The sequence below is a fragment of the Stenotrophomonas sp. YJH_SMC_69 genome (assembly GCF_059370495.1).
In genome coordinates this window covers 420,442-435,024 of sequence record NZ_JCAFTS010000001.1, presented here as the reverse complement: position 1 = coordinate 435,024, position 14,583 = coordinate 420,442, and the positions used below count along the sequence as shown (strand labels likewise).

The following is a 14,583-nucleotide window of genomic DNA, read 5'->3' as shown; positions in this document are numbered from 1 at the left end:
CGGCGCAGGGAATCCACAGTCATTTAGCAGGAACGAAAATCGCGGACTGTGATGCATTCCTAGGTATTCTTGTCCTAATGGAATTGAACGACCCGACATGCCTCCCGAGCTGACAGCTGCCCTGGCGCTCTGCCGCAACCTGCCTTCGCCACCCGGTATTGCCCTGCGCATCATCGAACTGGCCCAGGACCCGGAAGCGGACATCGCCACCGCTGCCGACATCATCGCCATCGACATGGCGCTGAGCGCTCGCATGCTGCGCATCGCCAATTCGCCGCTTTACGCCAGCCGCCGCCGGATCGAGAACCTCGGCCAGGCGCTGACCATGCTGGGCCTGAACGCCACGATCAGCCTCGCCCTCGGCTTCACCGTCACCCAGGGCCTGACCGGCGGCACCGGCGCCGACCACGACCTGCGCCAGCGCGCGTGGAAGCGCAGCATCCTCAGCGCCCTGGCTGCCAGCCAGCTGGGCCAGGCGCGCGGCCTGCGCCGGCTGGAAGAACTGATGCTGGCCGGCCTGCTGCAGGACCTGGGCGTACTGTGCCTGGCCCAGGCCGAGTCGGAGCGCTACCTGCCGCTGCTGCGCGAGGCACGCGACAACATCGACCTGGTCGCCCGCGAACGCGAGGAACTGGGCTGCAGCCATGCCGAAGTCGGCGCGTGGGTGGCCGAGCAATGGGGCCTGCCCCGCTACCTGGTGGAGAGCATCAGCCACAGCGAGGACGAGGACGCCGCCGAATCGCCGTTCCAGGCCTGCGTGCAGCTGTCCGGCGCGGTGGCCGACATCTGGCTGGACAGCGACGCCGACGCCGCGCGTGAGCGCGCCCTGCAGCAGGTGCACGACCGCCTGGAGCTGGACAGCGCGCGCTTCGACCAGGTCCTCGCCCGCATCAGTGAAGCCCTGCCCGACATCGCCAGCCTGTTTGATGCCGGCCTCAATTCCCCGGCGCGGGTGCGCGAGCTGATCGATCACGCGCAGGAGCTGGCCACGCTGCGCAACCTGCGCGAACTGCAGGACGCCGACCAGGCACGACGCCGCGCCGACGAGTTCGAGGCGCGCGCCAAGCGCCTCGCCGACCAGGCCCATCGTGACGCGTTGACCGGCGTGCTCAACCGCCGCCAGCTGGAAGCGGTGCTGGAGCAGGAATTCCTGCGCGCCGGCCGCCAGGGCTGGCCATTGTCGGTGGCCTTCATCGACCTGGACGACTTCAAGAAGATCAACGACGCCCACGGCCACCTGACCGGCGACGAGGTACTGCGCGCCTTCGCCGGCAAGCTGCAGGGCCAGCTGCGCAACAGTGACACCGTCGCCCGCTTCGGCGGCGAGGAATTCGTCGCGCTGCTGCCAAACACCAGCGAAAGCGTGGCCCTGGACGTGATCCGCCGGGTGCTGGCCAATATCGTCGCCACGCCGATGGCCGAGCTGGAGGGCGGGCCGCTGTTCGTCACCTTCTCCGCCGGCGTGGCCACCCAGGGTGGCTACGAGCGCTTCGCCGACGTGCAGGACCTGCTGCGCGCAGCCGACGACGTGCTGTACCGCTCCAAGAACCTGGGCCGCAACCGGGTGATCGCCCGCTCGCCAGGTGCCCTCGGCCACGACGAGCTGTCGGCCACCGCTAGCGCCGAGCTGGGCTGAACGGGAAGCCCCGTTTGACCGCGGCGAACGACCGGATTCTGCGCCGCAGTGCACAAAACACTTTGGCACGACGCCGCATGCGCGTAGAATCGCCCGCGATTTCCACGCACCCGAGGTCCTCATGTCCAAGCTCGCCTATCGCCGCATCCTTCTGAAACTGTCCGGGGAGGCGCTGATGGGAGACGAGGACTACGGCATCGACCCGAAGGTCATCAATCGCCTGGCCCGCGAGGTCATCGAAGCCCAGCAGGCCGGTGCCGAAGTGGCGCTGGTGATCGGCGGCGGCAACATCTTCCGCGGCGCCGGCCTGGCCGCCGGCGGCATGGACCGGGTCACCGGCGACCAGATGGGCATGCTGGCCACGGTCATCAACGCCCTGGCCATGCAGGATGCCCTCGAGAAGCTGGGCGCCAAGGCCCGCGTGATGAGCGCGATCAAGATCAACGACGTGTGCGAGGACTACATCCGCCGCCGCGCCATCCGCCACCTGGAAAAGGGCCGCCTGGTGATCTTCGCCGCCGGCGTCGGCAGCCCGTTCTTCACCACCGATTCCGGCGCCGCCCTGCGCGCGATCGAGATCGGCGCCGATCTGCTGCTGAAGGCCACCAAGGTCGATGGCGTGTACGACAAGGACCCGAACAAGCACAGCGATGCGGTCCGCTTCGACAGCCTGAGCTACGACGAAGTGATCCGCCGCGGCCTGGAAGTGATGGACACGGCGGCCTTCGCATTGGCCCGCGACAGCGACCTGCCGATGCGCGTGTTCGACATGGGCCAGCCGGGCGAGCTGCTGAAGATCCTCAACGGCGCGAACATCGGCACCCTGGTCCAGGGCCGCGACCCGGCCTGAGCCTGAGCGCAAAGCGGCGATCGGGCCGATTCAGGCCCGGCAGCGTCCCGTATTCGCCTATAATCGCCCGATTCCAGATACATCCAGGACCGGGCGATGCTCAACGACATCAAGAACAACGCGCAGACGCGCATGGCCAAGAGCATCGACGCTCTGAAGCACACCCTCACCTCCATCCGGACCGGGCGTGCCACGCCTGCCCTGCTGGACCGCGTGACGGTCAGTGCCTATGGCAACGCCAGCACCCCGCTGAACCAGGTTGCCTCGATCTCCAACGCCGACGCGCACTCGCTGCTGGTCACGCCGTTCGACAAGGGCATGATCAAGGAGATCGAAAAGGGTCTCTACAACGCCGAGTTCACCCCGAACACCCTCGGCACCGCGATCCGCATCAACATGCCGCCGCCGACCGAAGAGCGCCGCAAGGAGCTGGCCAAGCAGGTGCAGAAGGAAGGTGAAGGCGCCAAGATCGCGATCCGCAACATCCGTCAGGACGCGAACAAGGAAATCGCCAAGCTGGTCAAGGACAAGGCGATCAGCGAAGACGAGAAGAAGCGCGGCGAAGACGACATCCAGAAGCTGACCGACGCCAACATCAAGGACGTCGACAAGGTCGTCGCCGACAAGGAAAAAGAACTGCTGTCGGTCTGAAGTCGATGCCTTCAGCCCCGCCTCCGTTACCGGCCGCCCTGCCCCGCCACATTGCCATCATCATGGATGGCAATGGGCGCTGGGCACAGCAGCGCCGTCGCCCCCGCGTGATCGGCCACCGTGCCGGCGCGCGCGCGGTCAACCGCACCATCGAGCGCTGCCTTGAACTGGGCATTCCGGCGCTGACCCTGTTCGCCTTCTCCAGCGAGAACTGGGGCCGGCCGCAGGAGGAAGTGGATGCATTGATGAAGCTGTTCCTCGGCGCGCTCGACCGCGAGGTGGACGAGCTGCACCGGCGCGGCGTGCGCGTACGCTTCATCGGCGAACGCGAGCGCTTCGGTGCCGGGCTGGTCAGCCGCATGCAGCTGGCCGAACAGCGCACCGCCGACAACACCACCCTGACCCTGTCGATCGCGGCCAGCTATGGCGGCCGCCAGGACATCGCCCGCGCCGCGCGCGCCCTGGCCGTCGAAGTGGCGGCCGGTCGCCTGTTGCCCGAGCAGATCGACGAATCGCTGCTGGGCAGCCAGGTCGCCCTTGCCGACCTGCCGCCGCCGGACCTGTTCATCCGCACCGGCGGCGACACCCGCATCAGCAACTTCCTGCTGTGGCAGCTGGCCTACACCGAGCTGTGGTTCACCGAGGCCCTGTGGCCGGACTTCGATGCCGGGCAGCTGCAGCAGGCGCTGGACGCCTATGCCGGCCGCGAGCGTCGTTTCGGCCTGACCAGCGCCCAGATTGCCGCACTGGCCACCGAGACTTCCAGCCCATGACCAAGACCCGAGTCCTCGCCGCGCTGATCATGGCGCCGGTTGCCATTGCGGCGATCCTGCTGCTGCCCACGCAATGGCTGGCCGCCGCCGCCGCTGCGGTGCTGCTGATCGGCCTGTGGGAATGGCTGAAGCTGGCCGGTATCGAAGACACCCTGGCACGCACCGTACTTCTGGTGCTGAACCTGCTGCTGATGGTGCTGCTGGTCTGGGCCGATGGCAGTACGCTGGTGCTGTTCCAGATAACCACGCTGGCCGGCGTTGCCTGGTGGCTGGCCGCGCTGGTCTGGCTGCGCTTCTTCAATTTCGGTGCACAGCCGTCGGCGCCCTCGCGCATCCTGAAGATGCTGGCCGGCACGCTTGCCATCGTGCCCGCCTGGGCCGCGCTGGTGCTGATCCATGCCGGTGGCGATCCGCCGGGCAAGCAGGGCCACCTGTGGCTGCTGGCTGCACTGGCACTGGTGTGGGCGGCCGACTCGGGCGCCTACTTCGCCGGCCGCCATTTCGGCAAGCACAAGCTGGCCCCGCGGATCAGCCCCAACAAGACCTGGGAAGGCCTGTTCGGCGGCCTGTTGGCCGGTGTCGCCGTGGCCGTCGGCCTGGGCTGGCTGGCCGGGATCGATACCGCACACCTGCCGGGCCTGCTGATCACCGCGGTCGTGGCCGTGTTCGCCTCGGTGCTGGGTGACCTGTTCGAGAGCCTCATCAAGCGCCACGCGGGCGCCAAGGATTCGGGCCACCTGATCCCGGGCCATGGCGGCGTGCTCGACCGGGTCGACGGCGTCCTCGCCGCCGTCCCGGTGTTCGCGCTGGGCAAGGAAATCTTCGGGTTCTGACCATGAATGCTGCTGCAGACCTGCGCCGGGTCGCCGTATTCGGCGCCACCGGCTCGATCGGTGCCTCCACGCTGGACGTGATCGCCCGCCACCCGCAGCGCTACCAGGCGACCGTGCTCGCCGCCGGACGCCAGGTGCAGGGGCTGCTGGCGTTGTGCCGCCAGCACAAGCCCGCGCACGCGGTGATCGCCGACGAATCGCTGTTCGCCGAACTGCGTGACGGCCTGCGCGACGCCGGACTGGCCACCGAAGCCCATGCCGGCCATGCCGCGCTGGACCAGCTGGCCGCCAGCGACGCCTGCGATACCGTGGTCGCGGCCATCGTCGGCGCTGCCGGCCTGTCCTCGACCCTGGCCGCGGCCGCCGCCGGCAAGCGCATCCTGCTGGCCAACAAGGAATCGCTGGTGCTGGCCGGCGAACTGCTGACCCGTACCGCCGAACGTGCCGGCGCCGAAATCATCCCGATCGACAGCGAACACAGCGCCATCTTCCAGTGCCTGCGCTCGCGCGACGCCAGCGTCGACGGCGCCGGCGTGCGCCGGATCCTGCTGACCGCCTCCGGCGGCCCGTTCCGTGGCCGCAGCCGCGCCGAACTGGCCCAGGTCACCCCGGCCCAGGCCGTTGCCCACCCGAAGTGGTCGATGGGACCGAAGATCTCGGTCGATTCGGCGACGTTGATGAACAAGGGCCTGGAAGTCATCGAGGCCCACCACCTGTTCGGCGTGCCCGGTGAACGCATCGAAGTGCTGGTGCACCCGCAGAGCCTGGTCCATTCGCTGGTCGAGTTCGTCGACGGCTCGACCCTGGCGCAGATGGGCCTGCCGGACATGCGCACCACCCTCGCCGTTGGCCTGGGCTGGCCACAGCGCATCGAATCGGGCGTGGCCGGGCTGGACCTGCTGGCCCAGGGCCGGCTGGATTTCGAGGCCCCGGACACCGACGCCTTCCCCTGCCTGGCCCTGGCCTGGCAGGCCATGCAGGCCGGCGGCACCGCACCGGCGGTGCTGAATGCTGCCAACGAGGAGGCGGTTTCAGCGTTTCTTCAGGGCCGGATCGGTTTCCTGACGATCCCGGCGCTGGTTGCTAACGCTCTTTCAACACTGCCGACGCAAGCAGCCGATACACTGGAGGTCCTGTTGTCCGCCGACCAGCGGGCACGCCAGCTCACCCTGAACGCCATCGACGCCGCCTGAACGACCGCCTCGCCCAGCATGACGCCGCCGCCCCTGCCCGCCACTGTGAGCCTGCATGACTGACTTCATCGGATCGGTCTGGTGGATGATTGTCAGCCTCGGGCTGCTGGTCACGTTCCACGAGTTCGGGCATTACTGGGTCGGGCGCCTGTGCGGGGTCAAGATCCTGCGTTTCTCGGTCGGCTTCGGCCGGCCGCTGTGGTCGCGCCGCGACCGGCATGGTACCGAGTTCGCCATCGCCGCCATTCCGCTGGGTGGCTACGTGAAGTTCCTCGACGAACGCGAGGTCGAAGTCCACCCGCACGAGCGCGGCCAGGCCTTCAACCACAAGACCGTCTGGCAGCGCATCGCGATCGTTGCCGCCGGCCCGATCGCCAACCTGCTGCTGTGCATCCTCCTGCTGTGGGCGATGTTCGTGATCGGCAAGCAGGACTACTCGCCCACCGTCGGCCGCGTCAGCGGCATCGCCGCCAGTGCCGGCCTGGCCAGCGGCGACCGCGTGCTGCGCGTGGACGACCGCCAGGTAGTCACCCTCGGCGAGGCCAGCATGGCACTGACCGCGGCCGCGATGGACCGCCGCGACGTGAAGCTGGAAGTGCTGGATACGGCCGACCAGGTGCGCACGCGCACGCTGCCGCTGTCGCAGCTGCCGCCGGGTTTCGATGAGCGGCGGGTGCCGATCCTGGCTGGCATGTACTGGCAGTCGTGGCTGCAGCCCGCGCTGGTCGAGTCGCTCACCACGGACTCCGTGGTGGCCGGGCAACTGCAGCCGGGCGACCTGATCGTGGCCATTGACGGCCAGCGCATCGACGGCGCCGACCAGGTGATCGGCGAGATCCAGGCGCTGGGCCGTGCCGGTGGCCCGGGCATGATCGAGGTCCTGCGTGGCGGCGAGCGCCTGGCGCTGGAAGTGACGCCACGCAAGGGCCAGGACGCCAAGGGCGGCCCCACGTGGCAGATCGGCGTTCAGTTCCCGACCAAGTTCAGCCCCCCCTACGACACCCTCCTGCGCTACGGCCCCCTGGACTCGGTCACCGTCGCGGTACGCGAAACCGGCCGCCTGGCGGCCGACTCGCTGGGCATGATGGGCCGCATCGTCACCGGCAAGGCCTCGCTTCAGAACGTTTCCGGGCCGGTCACCATCGCCCGCGTGGCCAATGTCTCGGCCAAGCGCGGCCTCGACTGGTTCCTGCAGTTCCTTGCCCTGCTGTCCCTCAGCCTGTGCATCATCAACCTGCTGCCGATCCCGATCTTGGACGGCGGCCACCTGCTGTATTACCTTATCGAGTTGGTCAAGGGCAGCCCGCTGAGCGAGCGTGCCATCGCCGCCGGCCAATACATCGGCCTGGCGTTGCTGGCCGGGCTGATGGGGTTGGCGTTCTACAACGACATCCTCGGCCTGGTCCCGCGATGAACTTTTCCATGTTGTTGCCGTCTACAGCGTCGGCATCCCGCACCAATGAAATCGACCTTCCTACCGGACGTGACATGACGCGACTCCCCAATCGCCGCCTGCTGGCCCTCGCCCTCGCCGCCGTCACCGGCGCTCCCGCCCTGGCCCAGGCAGCCGAGCCCTTCACTGTCAGCGACATCCGCGTCGATGGCCTGCAGCGCATCAGCTCGGGCACGGTATTCACCTACCTGCCGGTGGAACGTGGCGAGACGGTCACCGACAACAAGGTCGGCGAGACGATCCGCGCCCTGTACAAGACCGGCTTCTTCGAAGACGTGCAGCTGGACCGCCAGGGCACGATCCTGGTGGTGACCGTCAAGGAACGTCCGGCGATCAACAAGCTGACCGTGACCGGCAACAAGGACATCAAGTCCGACCAGCTGCTCAAGGGCCTGTCCGACATCGGCCTGACCGAGGGCGGCACCTTCGATCGCCTGAGCCTGGACCGCGTGACCCAGGAACTGCGCCGCCAGTACAACGACCGTGGCAAATACAACGTCGACATCACCCCGACGGTGAGCCCGCTGGACCGCAACCGCGTGGACATCGCCATCGCCATCAAGGAAGGCAAGGCGGCCAAGATCCGCCACGTCAACCTGGTCGGCACCGAAAAGTTCGAGAGCAAGGACATCCTGGAGACCTGGGAGTCCAAGGAGCACAACTGGGCGTCGTGGTACCGCCGTGACGACCAGTACTCCAAGGAAAAGCTGTCCGGTGACCTGGAAAAGCTCAACTCCTGGTACCTGGACCGCGGCTACGTCGATTTCAGCATCGATTCCACCCAGGTCTCGATCAGCCCCGACAAGCGCGACATGTTCCTGACTGCGGGCGTGACCGAGGGTGCGCAGTACAAGATCTCCGAGATCAAGGTCAGCGGCGACACCATCCTCCCGCAGGAGGACGTCGAGCGCATGGTGATCCAGAAGTCCGGCGACACGTTCTCGCGTGCCCTGCTGGAATTCAGCTCGGACACCATCACCAATTCGCTGTCCAACATCGGCTACGCGTTCGCCAAGGTGAACCCGATCCCGACCACCAACCGCGCCGAGCAGACCGTCGCCATCAACATGCAGGTCGTGCCCGGCCCGCGCGTGTCGGTGCGCCGCATCCTGTTCCGTGGCAATACCCGCACCTCCGATGAGGTGATGCGCCGCGAAATGCGCCAGTTCGAGAACAGCTGGTACTCGCAGGCCGCGATCGACCGCTCCAAGATCCGCCTGCAGCGCCTGGGCTACTTCGAATCGGTGGAAGTGGAGACCCCGGCCGTCAGCGGCAGCAACGACCAGGTCGACGTCGTCTACAACGTCAAGGAAACCACCTCGGGCAGCTTCGTGTTCGGCCTGGGCTACTCGCAGTCCTACGGCATGACCACCTCGGTGCAGCTGTCGCAGAACAACTTCCTCGGCGGCGGCAACCGCGTGTCGGTCGAAGCCTCGCGCAGCAGCTACCTGCAGCGCTACGGCTTCAGCTACACCAACCCGTACTTCACCGATGACGGCGTGTCGCTGGGCTACAACCTGTCCTGGCGCGAACTGGACTACTCCGACTTCAATACCGCGCAGTACAACAGCACCAATGGTTCGGCGCAGGTGGTGTTCGGCGTGCCGCTGACCGAGACCGATACCGTCTCGCTGATGTTCGGCATCGACAGCAACCAGATCACCACCTACCAGGGCTCGACCCCGCAGTCGATCATCGACTACATCAACGCGGTCGGTCAGCGCACCTTCCACGCCTGGCGCACCGAGCTGGGCTGGGCGCGCGACTCGCGCAACGACTACTTCATGCCGACCCGCGGCACCTACCAGCGCATCGGCCTGGAAACCACGCTGCCGGGTTCGACCATCGAGTACTACAAGCTGAACTACCAGATCAGCAAGTACTGGCCGATCATGCCGTCGCTGGTGATCAACACCCGCGCGGAAATCGGCTACGGCGATGCCTACGGCAACGACTACACCCGTACGCTGACCAATCCGGATGGCACCACCCGCACCGTCACCGCCAGCGGCCTGCCGTTCTTCGAGAACTTCTACGCCGGTGGCACCAACTCGGTGCGCGGCTTCGAGGACAACACCCTCGGCCCGCGCGAAGTCACCACCGGTTATCCGGAAGGCCAGCCGCTGGGTGGTTCGCTGAAGACCGTCGGTTCGGTCGAAGCCTACTTCCCGCGCCTGTTCGACAGCCCGTCGGCACGCGTGTCGGCCTTCGTCGACTTCGGCAACGTCTACAATGGCACCCAGAACTTCAAGGCCAACGAGCTGCGCGTGTCCACCGGCGTGGCCCTGCTGTGGCGCGCCCCGGTCGGCCCGATCTCGATCAGCTACGCCTTCCCGCTGAAGAAGGAAGACGATGACAAGATCGAGCGTCTGCAATTCACGTTCGGTGGCCAGTTCTGAGGAACGTTGTTCCCCAGAACTGATCCACCTCCGGTGAATTGCCCGCGCATTTCACCTATCCCCCGCGCCGCTGGCGCGCCCCCCTTAACAAAGGGGGGCTCTCCACCAGACGGGGTGCGAAGCGCCGGGCTCTGCCCGGCGTTTTCGTTTTGCAGATGACACTGCACGGCACGGGCTTTTGGCCGCGCTCGCGGGAAATTGTCCAGAGGCGGCGGGTGGCCCTGGACAGGACCGTTGGCGCCATGGATGGCGCCATCGAGCACCATGGAGGGGGTTTTGCGTGTCCTGGCCAGGGCCACCCGCCGCCTCCCGCCCGTACCAGGCAGGCGCCAAGCCCTGCCCCCGCATGACCGAAATGGCGTCACACGTTAAACTCCCGCCGTGAATACTCCCACCTACACCGCCCAGCAACTCGCCGAGCAGTTCGGCCTGCAGGTCCATGGCGACCCCGCCACCGCCATCCATGGCGTGGCCACCCTCGCCCATGCCGGCCCTGGCCAGCTGACCTTCCTTGCCAACCCGCGCTACCGCGCCCAGCTGGCCGACAGCCAGGCCTCGCTGGTGGTCCTGCGTGCCGACGACGCCGAGGCCGCCCCGGGCACTGCGCTCGTCGCCAAGGACCCGTACACCGCGTTCGCCAAGATCGCCGCGCTGTTCGACATCGCGCCGACCCGCCCACCGGGCATCCACCCCAGCGCCGTCATCGACCCCAGCGCCCAGGTGGCCGCCAGCGCCCATATCGGCCCGTTCGTTTCGGTCGGTGCGCGCAGCGTGGTCGGCGAGAACTGCATCATCGGCACCGGCAGCGTGATCGGCGAGGACTGCAGCCTGGATGCCGGCTGTGAACTGATCGCCCGCGTGACCCTGGTCACCCGGGTCACGCTGGGCAAGCGCGTGCGCGTGCATCCCGGTGCCGTGCTCGGCGCCGACGGTTTCGGCCTGGCGATGGACGCTGGCAAGTGGATCAAGGTGCCGCAGCTCGGCGGCGTCCGCATCGGCGACGATTGCGAGATCGGCGCCAATACCTGCGTCGACCGCGGCGCGCTGGAAGACACCGTGCTGGACGAGGATGTGCGCCTGGACAACCTGGTGCAGATCGCCCACAACGTGCAGATCGGCGCGCATTCGGCCATCGCCGGCTGCACCGGCATCGCCGGCAGCGCCAAGATCGGCCGCTACTGCCTGCTTGGCGGCCACGTTGGCGTGGTCGGCCACCTCGAAATCTGTGACAAGGTCGTGATCACCGGCAAGTCGGTGGTCCGCAACTCCATCCATGAGCCAGGCGAGTACTCGTCCGGCACCCCGTTGACCGACAACCGCACGTGGCGCAAGAACGCCGCGCGCTTCAAGCAGCTGGACGCATTGGCTCGCCGCGTCCTGGCTGCTGGCAAGGAGAAAGAATGAACGATTCGCTGCAGCTTCCGATCGATGTCTGCCAGATCCAGGAACTGCTTCCGCACCGCTACCCGTTCCTGCTGGTGGACCGGGTGCTTGAACTCGACGTCGAGGCCAAGCGCATCCTGGCGCAGAAGAACGTCAGCATCAACGAGCCGTTCTTCCAGGGCCACTTCCCGGGCCGCCCGATCATGCCCGGCGTGCTGATCATCGAAGCGCTGGCGCAGGCCGGCGGCGTCATGACCCAGCTCACGCTCGGCCGCGATGCGCAGTCCAAGCTGTTCTACATGGTCAAGGTGGAAAACGCCCGCTTCAACAAGCAGGTCGTGCCCGGCGACGTGCTGATGCTGGACGTGCAGATGAAGCGCCTGATCCGCAACATGGGCTGGTACTACGGCGAAGCCAAGGTCAACGGCGAAGTCGTCGCGTCGGCCGAGGTCATGTGCGCCGGCGCCAAGGGCTGATCCACTGGAGGCAGCAATGACTGACAACGCACCGCGGATCCACCCCACCGCCGTCATCGATCCGGCCGCGCGCCTGGCCGACGATGTGCAGGTGGGCGCCTTCACCCTGATCGGCCCCGATGTTGAAATCGGCGCCGGCACGGTGGTGGGCCCCCATTGCAGCATCCACGGCCCGACCCGGATCGGCCGCGACAACCGCTTCGTCGGCCACGCCGCGATCGGTGGCGAGCCGCAGGACAAGAAGTTCGCCGGTGAGCGCACCGAACTGGTGATCGGCGACCGCAACGTGTTCCGCGAGTTCGTCACGCTCAACCGTGGCACCGGCGGCGGCGGCGGCATCACCACCATCGGCAACGACAACTGGATGCTGGCCTACACGCACGTGGCGCACGACTGCCATGTCGGCAATTTCTGCGTGTTCTCCAACAACACCACCCTGGCCGGCCACGTGACCGTGGGCGACTACGTGATCATCAGCGGCTTCGCCGGTGCCCACCAGTTCTGCCGCATCGGTGCGCATGCCTTCCTCGGCATGGGCGCGCTGACCAATGGCGATGTACCGCCGTTCACCATGGTCGGTACCGATTCGCTGGGCCGCCCGCGCGGCATCAACAGCGAAGGCCTGAAGCGCCGCGGCTTCGACGCCGACCGCATCTCGGCCATCAAGCGGGCCTACCGCACGCTGTACGTGGCCGGCCTGCCGCTGGCCGAAGCCAAGCAGCAGCTGACCGAACAGGCGCGTGACAGCAATGACGTGAAGGCCATGCTGGACTTCATCGAGCACGCCGAGAGGCCCTTGCTGCGATGAGCAGCACGACCGGCCAGGCGGCGGCCGGCGCCGCGGTGATTCCGTTGGCCTCGATGGCCGGCAGCGTTCCCGCACAGCGGGTGCTCAGCGAGCGCCCGTTGCGGATCGCGCTGGTTGCCGGCGAAGCGTCCGGCGACCTGCTCGGTGCGGGCCTGGTGCGTGAACTGAAGGCGCGCTTCCCGAATGCCGAGTTCGCCGGCATTGGCGGCGATGCCATGCGCAGCGCCGGCTGCCAGACCTGGCACGATGCCAGCGAGCTGGCGGTGATGGGCCTGACCGAAGTGCTGCGCCACCTGCCGCGGCTGCTCAAGCTGCGCTCGGCGTTCCGCCAGCGCGCCCTGGAATGGCAGCCGGACGTGTTCATCGGCATCGACGCACCCGACTTCAACCTGGGCATCGAGCGCTGGCTGAAGCAACGCGGCGTGCGCACCGTGCATTACGTCAGTCCCTCGGTCTGGGCCTGGCGCGAGAAGCGCGCCGAGAAGATCGGCAGCAGCGCGGATCTGGTGCTGTGCCTGTTCCCGATGGAACCGCCGATCTATGCCAGGCACGGCATCGACGCACGCTTCGTCGGCCACCCGATGGCCGATGACATTCCGCTGCAGGGCAACCGCGAGGAAGCCCGTGCCGCGCTCGGGCTGCCGACCTCGGCCAAGGTGCTGGCGGTGTTGCCGGGCAGCCGCCTGGGCGAGATCTCGCGCCTGGGCGAACCCTTCTTCGAAGCCGCCTGGCAGGTCTCTGAACGCATTCCGGGCCTGCATGTGGTGGTGCCTGCCGCCAACCCGGCCTGCCGGCAGCTGATCGAAGAACAGCTGTCGCGCTCGGCGTTGCCGGTGGCCTACTCGCACGTGCTGGATGGCCAGGCGCGCAACGCGATGATCGCCGCCGACGTGGTGGTGCTGGCCTCCGGCACCGCGACCCTGGAAGCCATGCTGGTGAAGCGGCCGATGGTCGTCGGTTACCGCGTCAACGAACTGACCTATCGCCTGGTCAAGGCGCTGGGCCTGATCAAGGTCGACCGCTTCGCCCTGCCCAACATCCTGGCCGGCCAGGACCTGGCGCCGGAGCTGATGCAGCACGACTGCACGCCGGACAGGCTGGCCGCGGCCATCCAGCAATGGTTCGACCACCCGCAGCGGGTGATCGACCTGCAGGACACGTACGTGCGACTGCACGAGCGCCTGCGCCGCAATGCTTCGGCGCGTGCCGCCGATGCCGTCGGCGAACTGCTGATGCGCGACCAGGCGCAGGCATGAGCCGCCGTCACGCCGCAGCGGCCAGCCTGGCCCTGTTCGACGGCGCGACGGTGGTCGAGCCGGAACGCCTGGTCGCTGGCGTCGACGAGGCCGGACGTGGCCCGCTGGCCGGGCCGGTGGCGGTGGCGGCGGTGGTATTCGATCCGTCACGGCCACGCATCAACGGCCTGGACGATTCCAAGCAGTTGACGGCGGCCCGCCGCGAACAGCTGCATGACCGCATCATCGAGCGTGCCCTGGCCTGGCACGTGGTGCTGGTGGACGTGGACACCATCGACCGCCTGAACATCTACCAGGCCACCCTGCAGGGCATGCGTGACGTCGTTGCAGCGGTTGCCCATGTGGCCGGCTTCGCCCGCATCGATGGCAACGTGGTGCCCAAGGGCCTGGTGCTGCCGGCGCAGGCGCTGGTCGGCGGCGATGGCATCGACCGCGCGATCATGGCCGCCTCGATCCTGGCCAAGGTCTCGCGCGACCGTTACATGCAGGACGTGCATACCCGCCACCCGCAGTACGGCTTCGAACAGCACAAGGGCTATGGCACCCCGGCCCACCTGGCCGCCCTGCGCGAGCACGGCCCCTGCATGGAACACCGGCGCAGCTTCGCCCCGGTGCGTGAGTGCCTGGGCCTGACGCAGGCGGCGGCCATCGCCTGAGCCTGCTGGAGTTGTAGAGCCGAGCCCATGCTCGGCTGCTGTGGACAGCCGAGCATGGGCTCGGCTCTACAGAAGGCGGCCTCCCGCACGCCTGAATCCGGCGCCACGCCGTGCCCCTGTCAAGCCTTGTGGCAACCCCCTGCCCTCGCTACCCTGACCGGGCATTCCAGCGCTTCCCGACCCCGGCGACGATCGTCCGTCAGCACCCGGGGCCCG

At 67.6% G+C, this 14,583-nt stretch carries 13 protein-coding genes; all 13 read left to right on the top strand.

What is annotated here, in order from left to right:
* The first annotated feature begins 97 nt into the window (after nucleotides 1–97).
* The 13 genes from AC5P8F_RS02045 to rnhB all read left to right on the top strand — a co-directional run bounded on the left by AC5P8F_RS02045 (nucleotide 98) and on the right by rnhB (nucleotide 14,367).
* On the top strand, nucleotides 98–1,636 hold the full coding sequence (locus AC5P8F_RS02045) for an HDOD domain-containing protein (protein ID WP_495227577.1): 1,539 nt from the start codon (nucleotides 98–100) through the stop codon (nucleotides 1,634–1,636).
* Between the two features lie 121 nt (nucleotides 1,637–1,757).
* Nucleotides 1,758–2,486: a UMP kinase gene (gene pyrH / locus AC5P8F_RS02040; RefSeq protein ID WP_014646500.1), complete on the top strand. Its 729-nt coding sequence runs from the start codon at nucleotides 1,758–1,760 to the stop codon at nucleotides 2,484–2,486.
* Between the two features lie 96 nt (nucleotides 2,487–2,582).
* Nucleotides 2,583–3,137: a ribosome recycling factor gene (gene frr, locus AC5P8F_RS02035; RefSeq protein WP_014646499.1), complete on the top strand. Its 555-nt coding sequence runs from the start codon at nucleotides 2,583–2,585 to the stop codon at nucleotides 3,135–3,137.
* A 5-nt stretch (nucleotides 3,138–3,142) separates the two neighbouring features.
* Nucleotides 3,143–3,910, top strand: coding sequence for a polyprenyl diphosphate synthase (gene uppS / locus AC5P8F_RS02030; protein WP_032956844.1), 768 nt, complete (start codon nucleotides 3,143–3,145; stop codon nucleotides 3,908–3,910).
* Nucleotides 3,907–4,743 (top strand): phosphatidate cytidylyltransferase, encoded by an 837-nt coding sequence (locus AC5P8F_RS02025; protein WP_014646497.1) that lies wholly within the window; start codon nucleotides 3,907–3,909, stop codon nucleotides 4,741–4,743. Before uppS ends, AC5P8F_RS02025 begins: the two co-directional genes overlap by 4 nt.
* Before the next feature lie 2 nt (nucleotides 4,744–4,745).
* Nucleotides 4,746–5,936, top strand: a complete 1,191-nt coding sequence (locus AC5P8F_RS02020) for a 1-deoxy-D-xylulose-5-phosphate reductoisomerase (RefSeq protein WP_049403801.1) — start codon at nucleotides 4,746–4,748, stop codon at nucleotides 5,934–5,936.
* 55 nt (nucleotides 5,937–5,991) lie between these two features.
* Complete coding sequence (rseP, locus tag AC5P8F_RS02015; protein ID WP_049441551.1) at nucleotides 5,992–7,350, top strand: RIP metalloprotease RseP; 1,359 nt, start codon at nucleotides 5,992–5,994, stop codon at nucleotides 7,348–7,350.
* A 74-nt stretch (nucleotides 7,351–7,424) separates the two neighbouring features.
* Nucleotides 7,425–9,788, top strand: a complete 2,364-nt coding sequence (gene bamA, locus AC5P8F_RS02010) for an outer membrane protein assembly factor BamA (RefSeq protein ID WP_049441550.1) — start codon at nucleotides 7,425–7,427, stop codon at nucleotides 9,786–9,788.
* Nucleotides 9,789–10,169: 381 nt separating this feature from the next.
* On the top strand, nucleotides 10,170–11,192 hold the full coding sequence (lpxD, locus tag AC5P8F_RS02005; RefSeq protein ID WP_014646493.1) for a UDP-3-O-(3-hydroxymyristoyl)glucosamine N-acyltransferase: 1,023 nt from the start codon (nucleotides 10,170–10,172) through the stop codon (nucleotides 11,190–11,192).
* Nucleotides 11,189–11,647 carry a 3-hydroxyacyl-ACP dehydratase FabZ gene (gene fabZ / locus AC5P8F_RS02000; RefSeq protein ID WP_005415845.1) on the top strand — a complete coding sequence of 153 codons (459 nt, stop codon included), beginning with the start codon at nucleotides 11,189–11,191 and terminating at the stop codon, nucleotides 11,645–11,647. The genes lpxD and fabZ overlap by 4 nt, the downstream gene beginning before the upstream one ends.
* A 16-nt stretch (nucleotides 11,648–11,663) precedes the next feature.
* Nucleotides 11,664–12,455, top strand: coding sequence for an acyl-ACP--UDP-N-acetylglucosamine O-acyltransferase (lpxA, locus tag AC5P8F_RS01995; RefSeq protein WP_014646492.1), 792 nt, complete (start codon nucleotides 11,664–11,666; stop codon nucleotides 12,453–12,455).
* Nucleotides 12,456–12,508: 53 nt separating this feature from the next.
* On the top strand, nucleotides 12,509–13,711 hold the full coding sequence (lpxB, locus tag AC5P8F_RS01990) for a lipid-A-disaccharide synthase (protein WP_134967132.1): 1,203 nt from the start codon (nucleotides 12,509–12,511) through the stop codon (nucleotides 13,709–13,711).
* Nucleotides 13,708–14,367, top strand: a complete 660-nt coding sequence (gene rnhB, locus AC5P8F_RS01985) for a ribonuclease HII (protein ID WP_014646490.1) — start codon at nucleotides 13,708–13,710, stop codon at nucleotides 14,365–14,367. Before lpxB ends, rnhB begins: the two co-directional genes overlap by 4 nt.
* The last annotated feature ends 216 nt before the right edge of the window (nucleotides 14,368–14,583 follow it).

Coding starts and splice junctions, on each gene's coding strand:
- AC5P8F_RS02045 (WP_495227577.1), top strand. CDS start 98: ATGCCTCCCGAGCTGACAGCTGCCCTGGCGCTCTGCCGCAACCTGCCT.
- pyrH (WP_014646500.1), top strand. CDS start 1,758: ATGTCCAAGCTCGCCTATCGCCGCATCCTTCTGAAACTGTCCGGGGAG.
- frr (WP_014646499.1), top strand. CDS start 2,583: ATGCTCAACGACATCAAGAACAACGCGCAGACGCGCATGGCCAAGAGC.
- uppS (WP_032956844.1), top strand. CDS start 3,143: ATGCCTTCAGCCCCGCCTCCGTTACCGGCCGCCCTGCCCCGCCACATT.
- AC5P8F_RS02025 (WP_014646497.1), top strand. CDS start 3,907: ATGACCAAGACCCGAGTCCTCGCCGCGCTGATCATGGCGCCGGTTGCC.
- AC5P8F_RS02020 (WP_049403801.1), top strand. CDS start 4,746: ATGAATGCTGCTGCAGACCTGCGCCGGGTCGCCGTATTCGGCGCCACC.
- rseP (WP_049441551.1), top strand. CDS start 5,992: ATGACTGACTTCATCGGATCGGTCTGGTGGATGATTGTCAGCCTCGGG.
- bamA (WP_049441550.1), top strand. CDS start 7,425: ATGACGCGACTCCCCAATCGCCGCCTGCTGGCCCTCGCCCTCGCCGCC.
- fabZ (WP_005415845.1), top strand. CDS start 11,189: ATGAACGATTCGCTGCAGCTTCCGATCGATGTCTGCCAGATCCAGGAA.
- lpxA (WP_014646492.1), top strand. CDS start 11,664: ATGACTGACAACGCACCGCGGATCCACCCCACCGCCGTCATCGATCCG.
- lpxB (WP_134967132.1), top strand. CDS start 12,509: ATGGCCGGCAGCGTTCCCGCACAGCGGGTGCTCAGCGAGCGCCCGTTG.
- rnhB (WP_014646490.1), top strand. CDS start 13,708: ATGAGCCGCCGTCACGCCGCAGCGGCCAGCCTGGCCCTGTTCGACGGC.